17 protein-coding genes and 2 pseudogenes are annotated in these 18,194 nt (G+C 72.4%); 8 read left to right on the plus strand and 11 right to left on the minus strand.

The features are described 5' to 3' along the window. Window positions 1–25: 25 nt before the first annotated feature. The 4 genes from MUU72_RS15070 to MUU72_RS15085 all read right to left on the minus strand — a co-directional run bounded on the left by MUU72_RS15070 (window position 26) and on the right by MUU72_RS15085 (window position 2,535). On the minus strand, window positions 26–508 hold the full coding sequence (locus MUU72_RS15070; RefSeq protein ID WP_248013756.1) for an SPW repeat protein: 483 nt from the start codon (window positions 506–508) through the stop codon (window positions 26–28). Window positions 509–759: 251 nt separating this feature from the next. Continuing rightward, window positions 760–1,053, minus strand: coding sequence for a hypothetical protein (locus tag MUU72_RS15075; RefSeq protein WP_308403822.1), 294 nt, complete (start codon window positions 1,051–1,053; stop codon window positions 760–762). A 203-nt stretch (window positions 1,054–1,256) separates the two neighbouring features. Next, a complete protein-coding gene (locus MUU72_RS15080) occupies window positions 1,257–1,889 on the minus strand; it encodes a class I SAM-dependent methyltransferase (RefSeq protein WP_248013758.1) in 633 nt (210 codons plus the stop codon). Window positions 1,890–2,136: 247 nt separating this feature from the next. Further along, window positions 2,137–2,535, minus strand: coding sequence for a VOC family protein (locus MUU72_RS15085; protein WP_248013759.1), 399 nt, complete (start codon window positions 2,533–2,535; stop codon window positions 2,137–2,139). Window positions 2,536–2,627: 92 nt separating this feature from the next. Here MUU72_RS15085 and MUU72_RS15090 point away from each other — a divergent pair, with 92 nt between their 5' ends. Then, complete coding sequence (locus tag MUU72_RS15090) at window positions 2,628–3,689, plus strand: helix-turn-helix transcriptional regulator (RefSeq protein WP_248013760.1); 1,062 nt, start codon at window positions 2,628–2,630, stop codon at window positions 3,687–3,689. Window positions 3,690–4,187: 498 nt separating this feature from the next. Here MUU72_RS15090 and MUU72_RS15095 read toward each other — a convergent pair whose 3' ends face one another. The 3 genes from MUU72_RS15095 to MUU72_RS15105 form a co-directional block, all read right to left on the minus strand. Next, window positions 4,188–5,108 carry an RNA polymerase sigma-70 factor gene (locus MUU72_RS15095; RefSeq protein WP_248013761.1) on the minus strand — a complete coding sequence of 307 codons (921 nt, stop codon included), beginning with the start codon at window positions 5,106–5,108 and terminating at the stop codon, window positions 4,188–4,190. Next, on the minus strand, window positions 5,105–6,313 hold the full coding sequence (locus MUU72_RS15100; RefSeq protein ID WP_248013762.1) for an NAD(P)/FAD-dependent oxidoreductase: 1,209 nt from the start codon (window positions 6,311–6,313) through the stop codon (window positions 5,105–5,107). Before MUU72_RS15100 ends, MUU72_RS15095 begins: the two co-directional genes overlap by 4 nt. A 124-nt stretch (window positions 6,314–6,437) precedes the next feature. Continuing rightward, complete coding sequence (locus MUU72_RS15105; protein ID WP_248013763.1) at window positions 6,438–7,121, minus strand: DUF998 domain-containing protein; 684 nt, start codon at window positions 7,119–7,121, stop codon at window positions 6,438–6,440. A gap of 288 nt (window positions 7,122–7,409) precedes the next feature. Here MUU72_RS15105 and MUU72_RS15110 point away from each other — a divergent pair, with 288 nt between their 5' ends. Beyond that, window positions 7,410–7,730: a GatB/YqeY domain-containing protein gene (locus MUU72_RS15110; protein WP_248013764.1), complete on the plus strand. Its 321-nt coding sequence runs from the start codon at window positions 7,410–7,412 to the stop codon at window positions 7,728–7,730. A gap of 57 nt (window positions 7,731–7,787) precedes the next feature. Here MUU72_RS15110 and MUU72_RS15115 read toward each other — a convergent pair whose 3' ends face one another. The 3 genes from MUU72_RS15115 to MUU72_RS15125 all read right to left on the minus strand — a co-directional run bounded on the left by MUU72_RS15115 (window position 7,788) and on the right by MUU72_RS15125 (window position 10,907). Next, window positions 7,788–8,669, minus strand: a complete 882-nt coding sequence (locus MUU72_RS15115) for an alpha/beta fold hydrolase (RefSeq protein WP_248013765.1) — start codon at window positions 8,667–8,669, stop codon at window positions 7,788–7,790. A gap of 91 nt (window positions 8,670–8,760) precedes the next feature. After that, window positions 8,761–10,218 (minus strand): MFS transporter, encoded by a 1,458-nt coding sequence (locus tag MUU72_RS15120; RefSeq protein WP_308403823.1) that lies wholly within the window; start codon window positions 10,216–10,218, stop codon window positions 8,761–8,763. A gap of 194 nt (window positions 10,219–10,412) precedes the next feature. After that, on the minus strand, window positions 10,413–10,907 hold the full coding sequence (locus MUU72_RS15125; RefSeq protein ID WP_248013766.1) for a MarR family winged helix-turn-helix transcriptional regulator: 495 nt from the start codon (window positions 10,905–10,907) through the stop codon (window positions 10,413–10,415). Window positions 10,908–11,027: 120 nt separating this feature from the next. Here MUU72_RS15125 and lgt point away from each other — a divergent pair, with 120 nt between their 5' ends. The 4 genes and pseudogenes from lgt to MUU72_RS15145 all read left to right on the plus strand — a co-directional run bounded on the left by lgt (window position 11,028) and on the right by MUU72_RS15145 (window position 14,900). Next, window positions 11,028–12,032 carry a prolipoprotein diacylglyceryl transferase gene (gene lgt / locus MUU72_RS15130; protein ID WP_248013767.1) on the plus strand — a complete coding sequence of 335 codons (1,005 nt, stop codon included), beginning with the start codon at window positions 11,028–11,030 and terminating at the stop codon, window positions 12,030–12,032. Window positions 12,033–12,094: 62 nt separating this feature from the next. Continuing rightward, window positions 12,095–13,061 (plus strand): annotated as a pseudogene (locus tag MUU72_RS15135) (IS5 family transposase). A gap of 37 nt (window positions 13,062–13,098) precedes the next feature. Continuing rightward, window positions 13,099–13,916 (plus strand): annotated as a pseudogene (locus MUU72_RS15140) (IS5 family transposase). A 237-nt stretch (window positions 13,917–14,153) separates the two neighbouring features. Beyond that, a complete protein-coding gene (locus MUU72_RS15145; RefSeq protein WP_248013768.1) occupies window positions 14,154–14,900 on the plus strand; it encodes an NUDIX hydrolase in 747 nt (248 codons plus the stop codon). Here the strand turns inward: MUU72_RS15145 and MUU72_RS15150 are convergent, their stop codons facing one another. Continuing rightward, a complete protein-coding gene (locus MUU72_RS15150; RefSeq protein ID WP_248013769.1) occupies window positions 14,901–16,274 on the minus strand; it encodes an NsdA family TPR-like regulatory protein in 1,374 nt (457 codons plus the stop codon). 190 nt (window positions 16,275–16,464) lie between these two features. On the opposite strand from MUU72_RS15150, the gene MUU72_RS15155 reads away from it, so the two are divergent. After that, the gene (locus MUU72_RS15155; protein ID WP_248013770.1) at window positions 16,465–17,256 is read left to right on the plus strand and encodes a 2-keto-4-pentenoate hydratase; all 792 of its coding nucleotides are present in this window, start codon (window positions 16,465–16,467) and stop codon (window positions 17,254–17,256) included. 61 nt (window positions 17,257–17,317) lie between these two features. Next, complete coding sequence (locus MUU72_RS15160; protein ID WP_248013771.1) at window positions 17,318–18,184, plus strand: acetaldehyde dehydrogenase (acetylating); 867 nt, start codon at window positions 17,318–17,320, stop codon at window positions 18,182–18,184. Window positions 18,185–18,194 lie beyond the last annotated feature (10 nt).

Here is an 18,194-nt window from a genome sequence, read left to right on the forward strand (position 1 = left end):
GCTTCCGGGTGCTCCTCCCGGTGTGTCAGTGGGGTGTGGTCAGTGGCGTGTGTCCGTGGCGTGCGCCACGGGTCACGGTGATGGTCATCCCGGCGGTTGCCAGTCCCAGCAGGCAGATGACCGCGCCGGTGACGACGTTGTTCCAGATGACCCCGGTCCCGGCGCCGTGCGTCGCCGTCGCCACCCAGGGCGAGATGATGAGCCACACGCCCAGGGGGACGAGCGTCCACGCCAGCCGGAACATCCGGACCGGTGCGAGTGCCAGTCCCGCCCCGATGAAGGCCGCGGTGAGACCCACGATCAAGTTGTTGATCGTGAGGCTGCCGGCGGTGGCCGAGAAGTGCACGATCCACGGCGATATCGCGGCGTAGATACCGGCCAGTAGGACCAGTCCCTCGGTCGCCACGGCGGTGCCGCTCGAAGCCGTTCGTTCGAGCCGGTCACGCATCTCGGCCAGTTCGGGGTGGCCGCCCATGGTGGGGGAGTGTGAGTGCGGTGAGGACGTCATGGGAGGTCCTTCCTTTCACGCGGGATTCGCCCTTTTGGGTGGAATACCCCATTTCCTGGCGTCTGACCCTGTTCGGGTGATCTCGGGTTCGGGTGATCCCGGGGGCGGGCGAGAGCACTGCTCACGCCGTAGAGCACCGCGTGCCGCAGGTATCGGGCGTGCCGCGAACGATCTCGCGCCAAGGTCTCCGAAACGGGCAAGGTCTCCGGCGGGCCCAGGGGTGGCCCGTGGGGCCTCCCCGAGGTCCGCTGTCAGGTCTCCTCGTCCAGGCGGATCGCTTTTCTGAGGTCCTCCGCGGCCTTGCCGCCCTGCTGCCCCTCGTGGGACTCCAGCAGGGCGGCCGCCACCGCGTCGAGTTTCCGTTGGATGGCGTGTTCCGCCCGGAGCTCGGAATTCTTGAGCAGCGCCAGGAGCAGCAGGGTCACCGCGGACAGGAAATGCCCGGCCAGCAACTGCACGTCCAAGGGCAGGTGGGCGAGGTGGACGGCAACGAAGAGGGCGACCAGGGCGAGGCACACCGTGAAGAACAACGGGGAACTGGTCAAATGGGATGCTCTTTCGGCCAGTTCGGCGAACCGCCCACGTTCGCTGCCACCCCGGTCCACCGGGTGTCGAAGGGTCATTGCTCCTGGATACTGGATGGCGCGGGCGGGTCGGCCGGTGCCATGCCGAGGCCGGCCGGCATTTCCCCGGGGTAGGCGCCCGCCCGCCTCCTGCCTTCTGCGTACCGCCTGCGGGCTGCGGGGTTTCAGCGCGTGCGGCGTAGCGCGAGGACGTTCTCGGTGACGGTTGCGGTCTGGCCCTGGGGGCCGGTTGCGGTGCGTTCGGGGGCGTGGCACCGCTCGACGTGCCAGTCGTCGCCGATCCGCAGGCCGGCCAGCACCTCGTCCGGAGTGGGGAAGTGCACGTCCTCGCCCGCCTGCCAGGACCACGGCGCCACCGAGGCGTGCTCCACCACGATCAGCAGTCCGCCGGGTGCCACCGAGGCGGTGGCGCGGCGCAGCACGTGTGCGCGGGGGATCTCGACGGGGGAGTGGAAGTAGCTGGCGGCGACCAGGTCGAACTCGCCTGCGGGAAAGGTCTGGGACAGGTCGTGCCGTTCGGGGTGGATGCGGTCGGCCACGCCGCTGGCCTCGGCGCCTGAGACGACCCGCCGCAGGGCGGTGGCCGAGACGTCGACGGCGGTGACGTCCCAGCCGCGGGTGGCGAGCCAGATCGCGTCTCCGCCGTGGCCGCAGCCCAGGTCCAGGGCCCGGGCGGGGGACGGTGCGAGGTCGGCGACGAGTTCGGCCAGGACCGCGTTGGGGCCGGTGCCCCACTGGGCGTCGAGGTGCGTGTAGTGGTGCTCCCAGAAGGTGGCGGAGTCGCTGCTGGCGGGCATGGTGATTCTCTCTTCGTCGGGGTGCAAGGGGCGGGCCCGGGTGGGGAGTTGGGCCGCTGGGGAGACGGTGCGGTGCCGCCGGCCGGTGGGGCAAAGCTTCTTGCCGTTTCGGCAACCCGAAGGGTGGGGAGCGTGCGAGGAAGGACGTCCTGGCCTGCGAATCCCGGCCGGACCGGACCGGACCGGACCAGTCCGGACCGGGCCGGCGGGCGGCTGGAAGCCTCCGGCTCGTGGACCGGGTCCGCCGTCAGCGGTTGGCCCTTTCGATCGCGGCCGCGGTGACGGGGGTGAAGAAGTTGACGAGGTTGCCGTCGGGGTCGCGGAACAGCAGTGCGCGGTTGCCCCAGGGCATTGTGGTGGGTTCGGTGACGAAGTCGCTGACGAGGTCGGTCAGGTTCTGGTGCACGCGGTCCACGTCCTCGACGCGGAACTCGACGATCACGCTGTGGTTGGCGGCCGGGCGGGCGGAGCCCGGGGCGAACAGCGGGACGGTGCCGGTGCCGGCGATCGCGAGGGTGGCGTGCGGCGTCCTGAGCTCGGCGAATTCCTCGGTGGCCCACACCGCTGCGATGCCTGTGGCGCGCTCGTAGAAGCCGACGAGGCGTGCGACGTCGCTGGCGATGATGCGGATCGAGACGAAGTCCACGGGATCTCCTTGGTTGCGCTGAAGTCGTGCGTTCCGCAGGCTAGGAGGAATAGGGGACAGAATCGGTCCTGTATTGGCGATAGGTTGCGCTCATGTCTCGTCCCACCGGCCGCGTGCTGACACTCCTGGAGCTGTTGCAGTCCGGCGGCACCCGGACCGTGGCCGAACTCTCCGACCGGCTCGGCGTCGACGGGCGCACCGTCCGGCGGTACGTGGAGCAGCTGGTGGACCTGGAGGTGCCGGTGGAGTCGGTACGCGGCCGGTACGGCGGGTACCGGCTCGGCGCCGGGTACCGCTTGCCGCCGCTCATGCTCAGCGACGACGAGGCGCTGGCCGTCCTGCTCGGCCTGGTCGCCGGCCGCCGCGCGGGGCTGGCGACGGCCGAGCGCACGGCGAGCGAGACGGCAGCGGCCAAGATCCGCCGGGTGCTCCCCAGGCACCTCACCCGCCGGCTCGACACGCTCCTGGAGTCGTTGGCCTTCACGGACCGGCCAGGCGGGTCCGCCCCTCCGGATGCCGGGGTCCTGCTCACCCTCGCCGATGCGGTACGGCACCGCCGACCGGTCTCGCTCCGGTACACCGACCGCGACGGGCGGCCCAGTGAACGCACGCTGCACGCTTACGGGATCGTCTCGCACGCGGGCCGTTGGTACGTCACGGGCAGGGACGCCCGGATCGGCGAGGACCGCACCTTCCGGCTCGACCGCATCGCGGACGCCAGGACCCTGCCCGGCGCGTTCGCGCCACCCGAGGACGACACCGATCCGGCGGAGCGCGTGCTGTCAGGGTTCGCCACGGCCGCGTACCGGCATCGGGTAACGCTGCGCATCCAGGCGGCAGTTGACCACATCAGGGACCGTCTCCCCGCCGCCGTCGCGATCCTGGACGACGGGGCGGAGGGGCCCGGGCGGGAGCAGGCACACGCGCGCGTCCACGACCACGAGCACGGCGAGGGGGACGAGCGCGCGGCCGCAGAGGCGCCCGCCGCCGAGCGCTGGTTGCGGGTCGAGCTGCGGGTGGAGCGGCTCGACTGGCTGCCTGCGGTACTGGCCTCACTCGACCGGCCGTTCGTCATCGAGCGCCCCGACGAACTGCGCGGTCTCGTCCTCGCCCATGCCGACCGCCTGGCGGACTGCGCCCGCGCCCGAGCCTGAGGAAGGGCCCGGGCGGCGAGCGGCGAGGCCGGGTGCCCAGGTGCCGGGCGGCAGGCGTCGTACGGTGGGTGGGGAAGCTCTTCCTCGGGGAAGGAGGGGCAACGTGACGGGAAGGAGGACGACATGACAGTGACGCAGTCCGCAGGAGCAGCCGATCCCACGCGGCCCGATCCGGTGCCGCCCACGCCGGGACCGGCGCCGGGGCCGCCCGGTCCGCAGCCGGGGCCTGCCCCCGGGCCGGTCCCCGCGCCAGGCCCCGATCCCGTACCGGCGCCGCCTCCGGGCCCGGAGCCGGACCCGGTCCCGCCCGCCCCGACGCCTCCTACGCCCGGCCCCTCTCCGGGCCCGGCCCCGGACCCGCTGCCCGCCTGAGCCGCGGGCGGCGAGGGGCTGGTGGGCGGCCGGGCACCCCGCAGCGCGGGGCCGGCGTCCGGACGGGGCGGCAGCACGCTCGGGGCGTGGTCGGCCCGGCCGGTGCCCGGGTGCCCCGCCGAGCCCTCACCGGGTCCGGATGTCGTACGTCGTGCCGGTGGTGACGGCGCGGAGTTTGTCGGGGTTGGCCATGTTGTGGAGCGCGGTGATGCGGCCGTCGGGGCCGAAGTCGAAGGTCACGGTGGCGATCACGCGGTCCGGGCCGCTGAACACCAGGCCGGGGCCGCCGTTGATCCCGACCAGTTCGGCCGTCATGTCTGCGGGGGCGACGCCCTGGTAGGTGATGGTGCCGAGGGCCGCGAACCAGGCGGCCACCGTGGCCGCGCCCACCACCGGACGCAGTGCCTGGCGGACCTTGCCGCCGCCGTCGGTCCACAGCGTGACGTCCGGGGCGAGCAGTTCCATCAGGGCGTTGACGTCCCCGCCGGTCGCGGCGGCGACGAACCGCTCGGTTGCCTGGCGCTGTCGCGACCGGTCGGCGGCGAACCGCGGCCGCCGGGCCCGCACGTGCGCGCGGGCCCGGTGCGCCGCCTGCCGCACCGCCGCTTCGGAGCGTTCCACCGCCTCGGCGATCTCGGCGTGCCGGAAGCCGAAGACCTCGTTGAGCACGAACACCGCGCGTTCGAGCGGACTGAGGGTCTCCAGGACCACCAGCATCGCCGTGGACACCGATTCGGCGTCCGTGACTGCCTGGGAGGCGTCCGGGCCGGTGAGGATGGGTTCCGGCAGCCACGGCCCCACGTACGTTTCGCGCTGGTGGCGGGTGGAACGCAGCCGTTCCAACGCCACGTTGGAGACGATCCGGGTCAGGTATGCCTTGGGGTCGGCCACCTGTGAGCGGTCCGCGGCGGACCACTTGATCCAGGCGTCCTGGACCGCGTCCTCGGCGTCGGCCGCGCTGCCCAGGAGGCGGTAGGCCACGGAGAACAGCAGCCGCCGGTGGCTGTGGAAGACCTGCTGGTCGGGGTGGGCCGGTGGGGTGGTCACCGGACCTCCCGGAGGCGGGAGAAGCGGCCCCCGCGGGGCCAGAACGCACCCGAGGCGGGCATCTTCTTCATACGGCCGTAGGTCGGCCAGGGCGAAGCGGTCACCGTCTCCTTGTACCGGACCGCCAGGTGCCCCGTCAGGCAGATCCGGCGCGGACTGTCATCCGGGTGCGTGAACTGCACCACGGCGTCACCGCGCCCCAGGCTCACCGGCGTGTGGTAGTAGCCGAAGCGGAACGGCTTGGGCTGCTTGCCCCGGAGCGTCCGGCCGATCGACAGGGCGGCGTGCACCCCCGTCGGCATACCGCCCTGGCAGGTGCCGTGCAGGACGCCGTAGCCCTGCCGGATCGCGGCCGCGTCACCGACCGCGTACACGTCGGGGTGCGACACCGACCGCAGTGCGGCGTCGGTGAGGATGCGTCCGTGCCCGTCGACGGCCAGTCCGGCGGCCGCCGCCAGCGGTGAGACGCGGGTGCCGCTCGTCCACAGCACCGCGTCGGCGGCGACGCGTTCCCCGCCGGCCAGTTCGACCGCGTCCGGCAGTACCCTGACCACCTCGACGCCGGCCCGCACCGCCACGCCCAGCCGGTCGAGGGCGGCGCCCAGATACGCCTTCGCCTTCGCGTTCATGGCCGCTCCGGGCTCCTGCCTGCCCAGCAGCACCACGGTCAGCCGCGGGTAGCGCTCGGCGATCTCCGCGGCCGACTCGACGCCGGTCAGTCCGCTGCCCGCGACCACCACCGTGCCGGTGCCGAGCCGCGCCAGCCGGTCGGCCAGCAGCTCGGCGTCCTGGGCGCCGCCCAGGGTGTAGGCGTGGTCCGCCGCGCCAGGCACCGCGGACGTGTCCGCGACCCCGCCCAACGCGTACACCAGCGTGTCGTAACCCAGTGCCTGGCGGTCGTCGATCCGCACCGTCCGGGCGTCCGCGTCCACCGCGGTCACCCAACCCTGTACGAACTGCGCCCCGGTGCCCGCCAGCAAGGCGGGGATGCTCAGCTCGGCGAGCTGCCGGCCGGTCGCCGCCATGTGCAGCCGCAGGCGCTCGGTGAACCGCTCCTGCGCGTTCACCACCGTCACCCGCACCGAGCCGTTCCGCCCGGCCCGGGCCGCGAGTTGGACGGCCGCGGCCAGGCCGGCGTAACCCGCTCCCAGGATCACCACGCGGTGCGCCGCGGCCGCCGTGCCGCGTTCCTGCCGTACGTTCATCGTTCCGTCCTCCTCGGCTCGCTCACTGACGCCCACCAGATGGGAGCGGGCGGCCTGGATGTGACACGGGGAGTGTGTGAGGCACGTCACGGCCGGGTGCGGGGTGGTGGTGGCTCGGCGGCGGTCAGGGCGCGCCGGCCGCCCGCGGGGTGCGCAAGAGGGCGAGGGCCATGACGACGGTCCAGGCGTCGGCCGCGAAGGCGGCGATGCGTTCCAGGCTGCCGAGCCCGAGCCCGGGATCGTGCTGACCGAAGAACAGCCACGCCGCGAGGACCGCGGCGGCCGCCGGCAAGACGCTGACCGGCCGCAACCTTCCGAACAGCGCATTCCCCGGGAGGAATCCGGTGCAGACGAGCCCGAGGTTGCCCAGCCCCATGATGAGCAACGCGCCCAGGACATGGAGGTTCTCATCGGCGTCCGCGGGGACGCAGCCGACCAGGACCCATCCGCCGGCGCCGGCGGCAAGCAGAACGCGGGCACAGAGCGACAGCCGGCTGCGGCCCCAGTGGGCGCCGGTCGCCAGGATGCCGAGGAGCAGCAGCACCCCGTGCACGGCGAAGGAGAGGTTCATCGCGTCGTGCAGCGGTGAGCAGACGTAGCGCGGGCGGGAGACGTCCCACATCCGGCAGTGGATGTTGCCGAGGTCGCTGATGTTGTTCCCGGCCCAGCTGTACGGCGTGGGCCAGGCAGCTCCCACGACCACTTGGACGAGGAGGAACTGCGCGGTGGCGACGAGCCAGGCGGCCGCCCCGATCCTCGCGGGCCGGGAGGCGGGTATGCCGGTGAGCGGGGTGGGCGTGGGTTTCACGATGTCCTTTCCGGGGCCGGGCGGTGGCGTGGCGCAACGGCCGTGCCGGCGCCGGCCGTTCAGGAAGCGGTCTGCGCCGGTCGCCGAACGTTCTCAGGCCCGGGCGCGGCCGCGCATCGCTGTGTCGGGGGAGCGGGGGTGGCTCCTTCGGGGGAGGGGGAGGGGGAGCGGAGGTGCGGTCCGGCCGGGGCCGCGCACGGGGATATCCCGTTGTCGGGCCGGGGGAACGCCCATAAGGTCACCGGCATGTCCCTACGTCTTCGTATGCGTCACGCGCTGCCGGAAGCGATGCGAGCCCGAGACAAGGCCGCGGTCAGTGCCTTGCGTTCGACGCTCGCCGCACTGGACAACGCCGAGGCGGTGCCCGTGGACGCGTCCGCGCGGCGCGGTGCGGCCCTGGAGCACTCGCCGGTCGGCGTCGGCACCACCGACGTCGCGCGGCGTGAGCTCGGTGAGGGCGCCGAGGTGGCCATCGTGCGCGCCGAGGTCGAGGAACGACTGGCCGCGGCCGCGCAGTTGACGGCGCCCGCGCACGCCGACCGGGCCGCCACGCTCCGCGAGGAGGCCGCCGTGTTGCTGCGGTTCCTCGACGGGCCTGACGGGGCGTGACCCCGGCACGGTCGCGGGGGCCGAGCCCCGCTCCCGCGCTGCGCCCGGCCGCCGCGGTCAGTCCGTGTGTGCCTGGAGGGCGTCGAGGAGCCGGGGCCACAGGGCGCGCGGCCGGTCGTGGCCCATGTCGGGGATCAGCATGAGCTGTGCTCCGGGGACGAGGGCGGCGGTGCGTTCGCCGCCGCTCGGGGTGATCAGCGCGTCGTCCGAGCCGTGGATCACCAGCGTGGGCACCCGGAGCGTCCGGAGCGCCTGCGCGCGCGACCCGTCGAGGAGCATCGCGCCCAGTTGCCGCGCGATGCCGGCCGGGTAGTACGCGCGGTCGTAGCCGGCGGCGGCCAGTTCGCGCAGGGCCGCGGGGTCGCCGTAGCGCCTGGAGGCCCACACCAGTTCGCGTTCGGCCGCTGCGAGGTAGCCCGCGCGGTCCGCCGGCTTCGGCGCCAGGAGGACCGCTTCCGCCTCGGGGGTGGGCCGGCCGTAGGCGGGTTCACCGGTGGAGGACATCATGGAGGTCAGGGTCAGCACGCGGGCCGGCTGGGCGATGGCCATCCGCTGGGCGATCATTCCGCCCATCGAGGACCCGACCACGTGGGCCCGTTCGATGCCGAGGGCGGTGAGCAGGCCCAGTCCGTCGGCGGCCATGTCAGCCAGCGTGTAAGGCACCATGGCCTGGGCGGAGGCAAGGTCTCCGGCGCTCACGGCGGCGATGAACCGGCCCATGTCGACGGGGTGCGCGTCGAAGGTGGTGGACAGTCCGCAGTCGCGGTTGTCGTAACGGATCACGTAGCGGCCGCGGTCGGCCAGTGCGCGGCAGAAGTCCTCGTCCCAGGCGAGCAGCTGCGCGCCGCATCCCATCACCAGCAGGACGGGCGGGTCGGCGGGGTCGCCGAACGTCTCGTACGCGAGGGAGACGTCCGGTGAGACGCGAGCAAGGGGCATGCGCCGATCTTGCCGGTGTCGGCTGCCCTACGGCAGTGAATATCGGCGGTGGCCGAGCGGTCGGTCGGCGCCCACCAGCGCTCGCGCCCGGTCACGGCCGAGGGTGCCGCATCCCCCGTGGCGCCGGGCTCAGCCAGGCGGCGAGCAGGGTGAGCGCGGCGGCGGCCAGCAGGACGAGCAGTGCCCACCGGGGGCCGTCGAGGGGGGCGCCGGCGGGGGCCAGGTGGAGGGCGAGGGTGACGAGGGCGACGCCGAGCGCGGTGCCCAGGCCGCGGGTCATGTTGACCAGTCCGCCGCCGGTCCCGGAGGAGGCGGTGGGGACGGCGCTCATGATCAGTGTGTTGTTGGCCGGGGTGAAGGTGCCCAGTCCCAGTCCCAGCAGGGCGAGCAGTACGGCGAGCCAGGCAGGGGTGAACGGGGTGGTGAGCAGTGCGGCGAGGGTGCCTGTGCAGAGCGCGGCGCCCAGCAGGCACCGGCCGCGGTCGGTGAGGGACGGCGGCAGGAGCCGGTCCGCTGTCGTGGCCGCCGCCGCGAAACCGGCCGGCAGCGCGGTGAGCACCGCCCCCGCGGTCAGTTCCGAGTACCCCGCCTGCCCCAGGACGACGGGGACGAGGACGAGGGGACCGAAGAGCACCAGGTAGCCGCTGAGCGCGCCGAGGAGGCCGGTGGAGACCGCCCGCCGGCGCAGCAGTGACAGATCGAGGAGCGGCGCCGCGGCGCGTCGCTGCCGGACGGCGAAGGCCCAGCCCGAAGCGGCGCTGAGCGCGAACAGGCAACCGACCGCCCACCCCGGCACGGGGAGACCGGAGGCCGCCGAGACGCCCAGGAGTCCCGCGGTCGTGGCCACGGACAGCAGGACGAAACCGGACCGGTCGAAGCCCGTGGTGTGCTGTCTGCTGCGGGTGCGGGGGAGCAGGTAGTGGCCGGCGACCAGGGCGAGCACGCCGACCGGAACATTGACGCCGAACACCCAGCGCCAGCCCAGGGTGGAGACCAGCGCCCCGCCGACGGTGGGGCCCAGCGCCAGGCCGAGTGCCTGGGCGGCGGCCTGGACCCCCAGGGCGGTGCGCATCCGCCCGCGCGGTGCGCTGGTGGCGACCAGGGCCACGCTGTTGGCCTGCATCATCGCCGCACCGGCGGCCTGGAGGACCCGGAACCCGATGAGGGTGCCCAGCGAGGGTGCCAGTCCGCAGGCGGCGGACGCGGCGGTGAAGACGACGAACCCGTACAGGTAGAACAGCTTGCGGCCGTGCGCATCCGCCAGTCTGCCGGCGGGGATGAGCAGGGCGACGAGGGTGAGCAGGTACGCGAGCGAGACCCACTCCACGGCTGCCAGCTGCGCTCCGAATTCCTGGCGCAGGCCGGTGTAGGTGAGGGTGACGATGCTGGCGTCGAGCTGGCCCATGAAGGCGCCGAAGCACACCGTGGCGATGGCCAGCCACCAGGCTCCGGGGCGGCGGCGTATCCGCTCCGGGCGCGGACGTTCGGTGGTCAGGGCCGCCGGAACCAGGCGGCGACGCAGCGTGCTACCGGTGCTTCGGCCAGTCACAGCGTCCCCCTGTGGGAAAGACGTCGGTCGGGTCCAGGGGCAGCCGTGGGTGCCGCCGCCTCCTTCCCTTACCACATTACATCGGGTACCGAAATATTTGGTACCCGATGGGTGGGCCGGACGGCGGCCGGCCCCGCGGCACGGCGCTCACCGGTCCCGGCCCGCCGTCATCGCTGTCCCCGCCGCCCCCGCCGTCACTCCCCGCCCGCGCCCTCCTCCAGGAACTCGGCGACGCGGAACAAGGCGGGCAGCGCGGCCCGGACGGCGGTGCGGTCGGGCTCGTCCAGCGACTCCAGCGCGGCGTCCAGCCGGTTCTCGTGGGCGCGGGTCCAGGCGGTGAGCTGCTCCCGGCCGGCCTCGGTCAGGGTGACGACGGAAGCGCGGCGGTCCGCGGGATCGACACCGCGGGCGACCAGTCCGGCGCTGATCATCTGCCCGATCAGGCCGCTGACCGTGCTGGCGGCCAGGCGCTGGCGGGCCGCCAGGTCCCCGATGCGGGCCGGTGAGTGTTCGGCGAGCACCTGGAGGAGCTCGACCTGGGCCATGGGGAGCGTCTCCCACGGGTAGTCGGTGCGGATCGAGGCGCGCAGGGCGCGGCGCAGGCGGGTGACGGCCTCGGTCAGCAGACGGGAATCCGTGGCACTCCCCGTCCGGTGTGCAGGGAGGTGGGAAGGTGACTGCGGGGGCATGGTGGGCACTTTACCCACGGCGTCCACCGGTCATCCTGGGTGGAATTTCGGTGTCCGATGTAACCTCGGGCCCGTCCCTCCCGGCAGATCGCCGGGCCCGCCGTGAGAACGGTCGACCGTATGAACCTGGCGTATCTGCCGAGCCCCTCCCAAGGGGTCTGGCACCTGGGCCCCGTGCCCATCCGCGCGTACGCGCTCTGCATCCTCCTCGGCATTTTCGTGGCGGTGTGGCTGTCGCAGCGCCGGTGGGCGGCGCGTGGCCGGGATCCGCAGGAGGTCGCCGACATCGCGATGTGGGCGGTGCCGTTCGGACTGCTGGGCGGCCGGCTGTACCACGTGATCACCGACCCGGAGCTGTACTTCGGACCGGGCAAGCACCCCATCGAGGCGCTCTACGTCTGGAACGGCGGGCTCGGTATCCCCGGTGCGGTCGCGCTGGGCGCGTTCGGTGCCTGGCTGGGGTGCCGCCGCCGCGGGATCAAACTGGCCGACTTCGCCGACGCGGTCGCCCCCGGCCTGGTCCTCGCCCAGGGCATCGGCCGCTGGGGCAACTACTTCAACCAGGAGCTCTACGGCGCGCCCACCGGTCTGCCGTGGAAACTGCTGATCGACCCCGCCCACCGGCCGCCGGACAGCCCCACGGTCGCCTTCTACCACCCGACCTTCCTCTACGAATCCCTGTGGGACATCGGCGTCATGGCCCTGCTGCTCTGGCTGGACCGCCGCTACCGGTTCCCGCGCGGCCGGCTCTTCGCCACCTACGTCCTGGCGTACGCGGCGGGACGCGTCTGGATCGAAGCCCTCCGCATCGACCACGCCAACCACTTCCTGGGGCTGCGCCTGAACGACTGGGTCTCGGCCGCCCTGATCCTCTCCTCCCTGGCCTACCTCATCGCCACCCGCCACCGCACCGGCGGTGAACCGGCGGCGGAGCGCGGCGGGAACGCGGACGCCGTGAGCGGCAGCCCGGCCCCCGAGGGCCGGGAGCCGGAGGGTGCCAGCGACAGCCGTGGCACCAAGGACAACGGGGGCGCCAAGGAAGACGGCGCCGCCGAGGAAGCCGGCAGTGACAGCGGCAGTGGCAACGGCAGCGGCAGCGGTCTGGCGGGCAGCGAACGGCGTTAGGTCGTTTCTGATGGCTCTTGCTGGGGTGGTGGATCAGTGCTCTGGCTGGGCAGTTGCGTCATATGGTGCGGCGACATGAGCTCACGGACGCGCAGTGGCAGAAGATCAAAGCTTTACTGCCCGTCAATGGCAAGCCTGGCGGGCAGTGGGCCGATCACCGCATAGTGGTCAACGGGGTGCTGTTCAGGGCCCGTACCGGTGTTCCCTGGCCGGACCTGCCTGAACGGTACGGCCCCTGGCAGACCGTCTACGAACGCCACCGCCGCTGGTCAGCTGACGGAACCTGGCAGCAAATCCTGACCGAGTTACAGATCGAGGCAGACGCCACCGACCCCGACGGGACCCTGGCCAAGGACGTCGAGAAGGAAGGTGTGCCGCGTCGTCGGGAGTGGGCGGTGACCATCGATTCCACGTCCTGCCGGGCTCACCAGCACGCGGCCGGTGCGCGTCGTCGGCCACCGCGGGACTTTCCGCAAAAGGGGGCGGTGCGCGTGTGGACACAGAGGGGCGTGAGGCGCTGGGGCGCTCGCGAGGCGGACTGACCGGCAAGGTCCATCTGCTGGCCGATGATCGGGCTCGTCCCTTGACCTGGCAGACCTCTCCAGGCCAGCGAGGCGACAGCCCCATGTTCATCCCCGCGCTGGAGGGCCTGCGGATCCGACGGCGTGGGTCGGGTCGGCCCCGCAGCCGTGTCCGGATCGTGTCCGCGGTGACAAGGCGCACTCCAGCTACGACAACCGTGCTTACCTGCGAAGGCGGGGTATCAAGGCGACCATCGCGCAGCCCGAGGACCAGCGGGCCAACCGCCAGCGCAAGGGCCAGGCCGGCGGACGTCCTCCAGCCTTCGACAAGATGCAGTACCGCCGCCGCAGTGCCGTCGAGCGCTGCGTCAGCAAGTGGAAGCAGCACCGCGCGGTGGCCAGCAGGTACGACAAACGCGACTACATCTTCAACGGCACCGTCACCGTCGCAGCAATCGTCATCTGGCTCCGCGACACCGTCCAAGAGCCATCAGAAACGACGTCTTAGACCGTGTCCTATGTGGTGATCTCTCGTTGGTTAGCGTATGGGGCGGGGTACGTGGAGTTGGATTGTTCCGGACGGACTGTGGGAGATCGTGAAGCCGTTGATCCCGCCGTCGAAGGTGCGGCCACAGGGCGGTGGGACGCAGGACACGCCTGATGAGACGCTGTTCGCTGCGATCATCTACGTGTTGGTCAGCGGTTGTTCCTGGCGGGCCCTGCCGCCGTGTTTCGGGATCTCGAAGTCGACCGCCCACCGCCGGTTCTTGATCTGGTCGCGGGCCGGGGTCTGGGGCCGACTGCACGAAGCGATCCTGCACCGGCTCGACGACGCAGGGCTTATCGACGCCTCCCGCGTGATCCTCGACTCCGCCCACGTGCGCGCTAAAAAGGGGGCGGCCACACAGGTCCGAGCCCCGTGGACCGGGGTAAGCCGGGTTCCAGGATGCACATCCTGTCGGACGCGAACGGACTGCCCCTTCTCGTCGGCGTCTCCGCCGCGAACGTCCACGACAGCGAAGGGCTGAAGCCGATGGTGGCCGGTCACCAAACGAGACACGACCCCCACCGCGGCCGCTGCTTCAAGTCCCAACGTCTCCATGCGGACAAGGCGTACGACGTGCCTCACCTGCGGAAATGGTGACGCGGCAAGCGCATCGGCGTGCGGATCGCCCGTAAAGGCATCGAGTCCAGCGAACGGTTGGGCCGGCGAAGGTGGGTCATCGAGCGGACCATCTCCTGGCTGTCCGGCTACCGCCGGCTCAGTCCCCGCTATGAACGCAACCCCCGGAACTACCTGGCCTTTCTCGGTCTCGCCGCAGCCCTGTGCTGCTACAAGCGACTCGTCCGCCTCACCACATAGGACACGGTCTTAGTTCAGAGAGACTGGATGAGCGGTCCGGACGTGCTGGCGATGGCGCACCGGATCGCCGCGCCGCAGGCCTCGCTGGCGATCATGGGGGACGGCAGCCTCTGGGGCCCGGGCGGCGCGCCGGCGTGCTGGGGAGCTACCCCCAGCCCGTTCGACCGTTCCAGGAGAACTCGCCCGGCTGCGCCCTGCTTGGCAGCGACGTGCCGCTGGCTCCCCTACGCTGGCCGGGTGGCGGAGATCGAGCTGTTCAACGCGTGCTGCCTTCATCTGGCCGAAGGCGAACCGCCTGTCTTGTCCGCTGAGTTGGAAGCGGCCCGGGACCTGGTGTGGGAGAGGGCGGTCGCAGCCAATCCGGCGCTGTTCGACGGCCCGGTGGTGGGGTGCGCGGAACTTCGGCGGGAGGGGACTGCGCCGGGCACGTTGTTCCTGCGCTGGGCAGCGGTGACGTACCGCCACTATGCGCTGCGTCGGGTTCGCGGGGGCCGGGCGTTGCCGTCATTGTTCGTGAACGTGGTCCAGCCGACGACCACGACCGACGGCAGGGCCGTCGTGGGGAGGATGTCGCGGGTGACGGCCGCGCCTGGTCGGTGGCAGCTGCCGGGCGGCTCGGTGGAGCCGCCTCGGGACGGCGAGGTGCTGGACGAAGGAGCGCTGAGGCGGCAGGCGGCGCGGGAGCTGGCCGAGGAGATCGGTGTGGAGGCCGATCCGGAGGTGCTGCGGCTGTGGCTCGCCACCCGCGGCGAGAACGCCAGTGTTGGCCTGACCTACCTTGCCCCGGCCCTGCCGGAGACGGAGTTGAGGATGAGGTTCGCGGCGGGGGTGGCGGCAGAGCGGGCGGCCGGCCGGGAGCCCGAGTTCGACGCAATCACGCTGGTGCGGACGGCCGACGATCTGGCCGGCCTGGTGCCGCAGGCGGATTACCTGGCGGCGGTCGTGGGCCGGTATGCCAACGGCGGGGGCCGGCCCGAGGCTTGATCACGTGGTGGCGAGGAAGTCACGGCCGCGGTCTTCAAGGTCGGTGACGCAGCGCAGGCCGCGGGCCCGGAACCGCGCGAGGTCCCCCCGCATACGGGAGACGGCCTTGCGGGTCCGGACGGAGCGGACGCCGCCCATGTGGTCGATGGCCCGGTGCCAGGTGGCGCACGCCTGCTCGATGCTGCCGCGTTTGAGGTGCATCTCGGCGCCCGCGACCAAGTCCAGGGCGACGATTCGCGCGTAGGTGGAGGACGGGCGTGCTGTGGCGGCCAGCGCGTACTGCTCGGCGGCGGCGCGGTGGTCCCCGAGGGTCTCGTGGACCTTGGCGGTGCGGGAGTATACGGATGCGGCCGGTGGCCCCCAGGCCAGCGCCCAGAACGGCACCTCGTCCCCGGGTGCGCCGGTCAGCAGGTTGCGGGCGTGCTCGGCGGCGGCCAGGGCGGCGCGGTGTTTGCCGCTCTTGGCGAGGGTGTGGGCGTGGACGACGCGGAAGAGGGCTTCGGTCTGGGCGTCGACGTGCCCCTTGGCCCGGTTCAGGCCGGTCTCGGCCAGGCCCAGGCAGTGCTCGGGACGGTGGAGCTTGAGGCCCTGCATGGCCATGGTGCGCATCACGAACCCGTCGTGTCCGCGAAGGCCCGATTCGACGGCCAGGGCGTAGGACTGGAGGTAGTAGCGCTGGGCGAGGCCCTGCTGGCCGACGTCGTAGGACTTCCAGCCCAGCAGGTGCACGCCGCGGCTGGCGGCGGAGAGCATGTGCTGGCGGACCTCGTCGGTGCGGAACCGGGCCCGGCACAGCGGGGCGACGTCGTCGCGGAGGTAGGTGACCAGGGCGCTGCGGCCGTGCTGTCCGCCGTGGCGTTCGTCGAGTTCGGAGAACGCGTTGATCATGTCGCGGACGGCGGCGACCTCGGCCATGCCCACGGTGTGGCCGGTTCGCGCGGCGGCGGTGCGGGCGGCAATGTCCTGGACGTGGGTCAGGGGCAGGGCGGCGGCGGCCACGGAGTAGGCGGAGGCCGTCAGGAAGCGGCGGCGGTCCAACTCGTACCTCCACATGGGCAGCAGGGCATCCAGCGGGTCGTCCCCGAGGGACAGTCCGATGGTGTCACTTTCGGCCTCGGCTGTGGAGGGCAGTCCGAGGTCGGCGGGGGTCAGGAGGCGGCCCAGGCGCCGGGAGAGGGCGACGGCGAGGAAGCGGGGGGTGTCCCCGCGGGGTGCGGAGCCGCCGATCCAGTGCTCGATGTTGGACTTGTTGGTGCGTAAGCGTGTGCCGCACTCGGCCGCGACAGCGCAGACCGCCTTGGCCAGCGCCTCGTAGGTGAGGCCGGATTCCGCGACGAGGGCTTTGAGCTGGTCGTTCGGCGTGCGCGTGGTCATGGGCACCTGCCTGATATACGCGATATACCGCTTGGCCTGCCCGCCACCGTACCGCTGTGGGGCACCTGGCGGTTGACTCTTCATCAGGCCCGAGCCCGGCGGTCGGCAGCCGTATCAGCGCCGCCCCGGATCTGCTCCCGTGCCCACGTCCGCGAGCCGTATGGATGCCCCATGCCCTGGGAGGGATCTCATGGATGAGCCTGATGACCGCTGGATCGCCGCCACCGCGTCGGCGCTGCTGGCGGCGGAGTACGAGAACGTGCCGGTTGAGCCGCTGACCCGGCGCCGGCCCGGCCTGCGGCTGGAGACCGCCTACCGCATCCAGGCGGCCACCGTGGCACGGCGCGTGGCGGCCGGTGCCCGCGTCGTCGGTCACAAGGCCGGTGCCACCTCCGAGGCCATCCAGGAGCAGGCGGGCGTGGACGAGCCGGACTCCGGTGTCCTTCTGGACGACATGGTGCTGGCCAGTGGCAGCACCGTGCACCGCTCCGTGCTGATGCAGCCGCGGGTGGAGGCGGAACTGGCCTTCCGCCTCGGCAGCGACCTGTACGGGCCCGGCGTCGCTCTGGAAGAGGCGCGGGCGGCGGTGAAGGAGGTGTTCCTCGCTTTGGAGGTGATCGATACCCGGTTCACCGGCTGGCAGATCACCATCGCGGACAGCATCGCGGACAACGCCTCGTGCGGGCGGGTGGTCACCGGCCCCATGGTGCCCTTGGACGCGGACATGGACCTGGCGGCCGAGCCGGTCGTCGTCAGCGTCAACGGCACCGCCGTCGCCACGGGCGAGGGCCGGGCGGTCCTGGGCGACCCGTTGCTCGTCCTGGTCTGGCTCGCCGCGAGACTGCACCGCTTCAGTGACGGCCTGCGGGCCGGTCAGCTGGTCCTGGCCGGCGCCCTGCACGCGAGCCTCCCGCTGGAAGCCGGGAGCACGGTCCGGGCCCAGTCGCTGCACCTGCCGCCGGTCGAGCTGCGCGTTCGGTAACCGGCCCGGCACCGCTTCTCTGCGCACCCACACCCTTCTCTCTTGACCGAAGGAGCGGCCGATGGCTGCTGAAGAACGAAGGCGCGTCGCCGTACTCGGCGCGGGTCTGATCGGGATCGACCTCGCAGGCAAGATCACCCGGTCGTCGAAGCTGGAGCTGGCCCTGGTGGCAGGGCGCCGCCGCGACAGTCTGGGCCTGCGCCGGGCGGCGGAGATGGGGCTTCCCACGACCGCCGGCGGTGTCCGCGCCGTGGTGGAGGCCGGGGCGTTCGATGTCGTCTTCGATGCCACCAACGCCGACAGCCATGCCGAGCACTGGGCAGCGCTGCGGCCGACCGGAACCACCTTGATCGACCTGACCCCCACGGGTCTGGGCACGGTCACCGTGCCGGGCCTCGAAGGGCACCGCTCGGCGGCTCACCGGCACCTGAACCTTGTGAGCTGCGGCGGACAGGCATCCATCCCGGTCCTCCACGCCATCGCCCAGCGCTGCACCCCCACCTACATCGAGGTGGTCTCCACGGGGGCGAGCGCGAGCGCCGGTCCGGCCACCCGCCTCAACCTCGACCAGTACATCGCCACCACCTCGGCCGCGATCCGGACGTTCACCGGCGCCCGGGAGGTGAAGGTGATGGTGAACATCAGCCCCGCCCGGCCGGCCCCGCCGTTCCGGGTGGCCATGACCGTCCTGGCCGACAACTTCCGTCCCGCACCGGTGCGCACGAGCATCGCGGCCGCCGCCGAGGCGGTGCGCGCGTACGTGCCCGGGTTCAAGGTGGCCTCCCTCGCGGTGGACCCCGGCCGGATCCAGGTCGCGGTGGAAGTGACCCCCTCAGGCCGCCACCTGCCCCACCACGCCGGAAGCGTCGACATCATCAACGCCGCCGCCGTCCTGCTCGCGGAGCAGTCGGCCGCCGCCTCCCGATGAAGATGAAGGG

Source organism: Streptomyces rhizoryzae (assembly GCF_023155275.1).
GTDB lineage: Bacteria > Actinomycetota > Actinomycetes > Streptomycetales > Streptomycetaceae > Streptomyces > Streptomyces rhizoryzae.